A 3,077-nucleotide genomic window follows, 5' to 3' on the forward strand; every position below is an offset into this window, starting at 1 on the left:
GATGTTACATATCATACTTGCTATGAGCGTCAGTCTGACCTAATTGAACAGGTTTCAGTATTTCAACAACAAATTAATGCCTCTCCCAATACAGTAGCAGATCGTTTGTGGGTGACAACTCATCTCAAACCTGATGAGGAAAAACTACGGGTCTCAACCTAGACGAGGTTTAAATATACATTGTGAGCCGTCTGAAGGTCAGTGCGTCCTACATACGTCAGTCGGTAGCCATCTACTGGCGTACACAAGTCTTCTGCGCGAGTACCACGATACGAGCAGTTACCGCACCCATGTCCTTCGCAGTCTGGACAGATGGCAGCAGGCATATTCCACTTCGGTAGGGTGAAGTCCCATTCAGATGGTGGGGTTAATATTCGAGCCTTGTGAGAGACATAACAACCAGCGTGACCAATTACTTTATCAGGATAGTATTGGACGCTTAACGATAGCCAATCACAATCACCTAACAAGCCTATTTTCTCAGAAGCTTGTTTTAATTGGTTTTCTTCCTTGTGATTGCACTCTACTGGAGCAGAAAGACTCTCTTTAACCTCTGCAACAGCGCGTTTGAATGATTGTTTGTGGTATCGAGCATAGCCGTGGGTCATTTTCACCCACACGATATCATCACTGTTGATCCAGATAGTTACTACATCTTCGGGCTTGCACTCTTTTGAGTAGTCCGACTGATTGACGATGGTTGCAATGATTTGGCGATCGCGTGTGGTTAACGGATCTTTTGTTGGCGCAGGGGCTAAATTTTGTGTCATCATTAGAAATTGCCTCTTATTTAATAAGTGAAGGGCATAGGGGCGATCGCACAGTTTTCCCGACGGGGCGATCGTCCTATTTTTATTGGTGAGTTTGTTGTGCTTTCAGCACAACACTCTCAATTTAGAATTGGCGAAGCCTCATTTTTCTTACTCCTAACCAGTAGTTAGAGCTACTAAGCAGAAGACATAGTGTGTCACGCGACCGACGGCTTCAATAGTATTATTTGCCAGCCACTGCACTAAGACGATTGCTTCTGCTTTGAATAAAAGGCTTGCTCAAAATGGCTGTGTGTCCGTTGATTGCTTCTCCAGGCTTCTTTACCCACTCAGTAGAGCTTGTGCTATACCCCGGTGATCATGTCTCTAGACTATGTTTCGACTTGGAACGTTAACTCGATTTGGTTTGATTTTGCGAACCCTTTGCGTTCGAGGGGGAAAGCAGCTGGCTTTCCTTTGCCCTTAAAAGTAATATACTCGCTCTTCGATATTTATGCAATACAATAGCAATACAGTATATTTATGATTGCTCTGGTTTGCATCAATATTTTGTATTGTTATTGTATTGCTATTAGTCAGCGATTGTAGGTATAGTGTGGTTGTGTTGCAATTGAGGGAGAAAATGTACAGTGCAGCTTTAGACATGACCGCAAGAAGGCGTATTGCAACAACTTACAGGCTTGATAGTTGGGTAACGGATCAATTGGTAGATTTAGCAAATCAAACCAATGAAAGTGTGAATGCTTATGTAGAGAAAGTTCTGTTTGAGCATTGCTTGAGCAAGCTGCCTGAAAGCGAAAAAGTTGAACCATTAGGTGATCAAAGACGTAAAGCTACCAAGAGAGGTCTAAAAATAATTGATGGTGGCAATGAAGAACCAAAAACGCACTAAAGACAGACAACTCCCTAGCAAAATTAACAAGCATTATACAGTCTGTGATACTCACTTAACAGATTCAATATTGAATGTGTGCTATGCGCGATTTAGCAGGAAGCTGAGAAATAAGTAATTTGATAGCAGCAATGTGATGAAGTTTTTTATAAATAACTAGAAGCGATCGCTCCCCAGACAAGAGCGCGATCATCTGAACTAGCTCCTCTGCAAAGGATAGTCACGTCTAACTTAGAGAATTTTCAAAAGCTAGGCAAGAGTAGCCTTGTAGTGGCATTCCTGAGATTTATCACTAAATAAAGAATTTGAAGCTATCTAAAACCGATATAAATGAGATTTAAACCAAAAAATTATGTATCTGTCAAATTATTAATTTAAGTATATTTAACCATGTAAAAACTACAAATGCTGGCTATTAAACAATGTGCTAGCTCCATCATATTGCCATAAAACTAAATTTATGTATAATCCAGTACCAGTTTTTCACCTACTCCTCCAAGATAACCCTTATCTGTTCACTACCGAAGGGTTATCCTCGCTGCTTTGGGACTGTGTTCACATGAAATCCCCTAATCGTCACAAATTCACCTACCCTTCATTACTAAACAAGCAAGTTTACTTGGCAATAGCCGGACTGGAGGGTAGTGCTGAAGATGAACTAATGATTTACCGGATTATGTCTAATCCTCAAGTTTGGTATAACTTTACCAAAGTGCGACAACAAGACCAACCCTTTGAAAATATAGGTGAAGAATTTTATTCAAGCTTTGGCATTGAAATTTATCTTCAGCACAGAATTATAAACAGTATCCGATACCTGCAAAAAAGCTTAAACATTTCAGGAATTAGACAAACCAATATTGCTGTGCGCGATCGCTTGTTTTCGTACCCGACAGTAGAGGAGCATCTGGTCATACTTGATAGAGATCGCCTTACCCTTCAACAATCTGTACCAGAAATCATTAAGTATTTTATCAGTCTTGCTCAGATACCGCCTGAATACAGATTATTTTTAGTTGACGAGAAAGAGCAGAAAATTCCCACTTCAGTCAGCATAGTTGAGAATGCGGCATCAAATGCAGCCATAGCAGAGATTTCTACAGAGTCTTTCGACTGGGAGCTAACAGGGGCTAACTCTTGGCGGGGTAAAAGTGTTGAAAGATTAGACCCTGACAAAATTCGTCTTACCCTTCATCTCGACTGGGACGAAAACGAGTTCATCTTTTTTGAAGCTCAACACCCAGACTTGAGCCGATTTCCTTGGACAACCGAAGCCGCTTACTAATAAACCGATTTCTCCCCCAATACGGTTCGGTTAAGCTCTAAGCAGTATTGATTACAGAAAAAGTAAGTGTTTCCAATTTAACTCCTGCCCCCTTATGTACTGGCTTCTTGGACGGAAACTTAGCCCTAGT

General features: G+C 41.0%; 3 protein-coding genes. 2 read left to right on the forward strand and 1 reads right to left on the reverse strand.

Annotation, left to right across the window (positions count from 1 at the left end; all coding sequences use genetic code 11):
• Positions 1-158: 158 nt before the first annotated feature.
• Entirely contained in the window at positions 159-773 is a 615-nt protein-coding gene (locus H6G97_RS48845) for a hypothetical protein (protein WP_242056157.1), read from the reverse strand.
• A 619-nt stretch (positions 774-1,392) separates the two neighbouring features.
• Between H6G97_RS48845 and H6G97_RS48850 the strand changes: the two genes are divergently transcribed.
• Both H6G97_RS48850 and H6G97_RS48855 read left to right on the forward strand, forming a co-directional pair.
• On the forward strand, positions 1,393-1,662 hold the full coding sequence (locus tag H6G97_RS48850; protein WP_190947484.1) for a hypothetical protein: 270 nt from the start codon (positions 1,393-1,395) through the stop codon (positions 1,660-1,662).
• Positions 1,663-2,122: 460 nt separating this feature from the next.
• The gene (locus H6G97_RS48855; protein ID WP_190947485.1) at positions 2,123-2,947 is read left to right on the forward strand and encodes a hypothetical protein; all 825 of its coding nucleotides are present in this window, start codon (positions 2,123-2,125) and stop codon (positions 2,945-2,947) included.
• The last annotated feature ends 130 nt before the right edge of the window (positions 2,948-3,077 follow it).

The organism is Nostoc flagelliforme FACHB-838 (assembly GCF_014698065.1).
GTDB lineage: Bacteria > Cyanobacteriota > Cyanobacteriia > Cyanobacteriales > Nostocaceae > Nostoc > Nostoc flagelliforme_B.

Excerpts from the sequence above, each read along its gene's own strand:
- H6G97_RS48845 (WP_242056157.1), bottom strand. The coding sequence starts at position 773 with ATGATGACACAAAATTTAGCCCCTGCGCCAACAAAAGATCCGTTAACC.
- H6G97_RS48850 (WP_190947484.1), top strand. The coding sequence starts at position 1,393 with ATGTACAGTGCAGCTTTAGACATGACCGCAAGAAGGCGTATTGCAACA.
- H6G97_RS48855 (WP_190947485.1), top strand. The coding sequence starts at position 2,123 with ATGTATAATCCAGTACCAGTTTTTCACCTACTCCTCCAAGATAACCCT.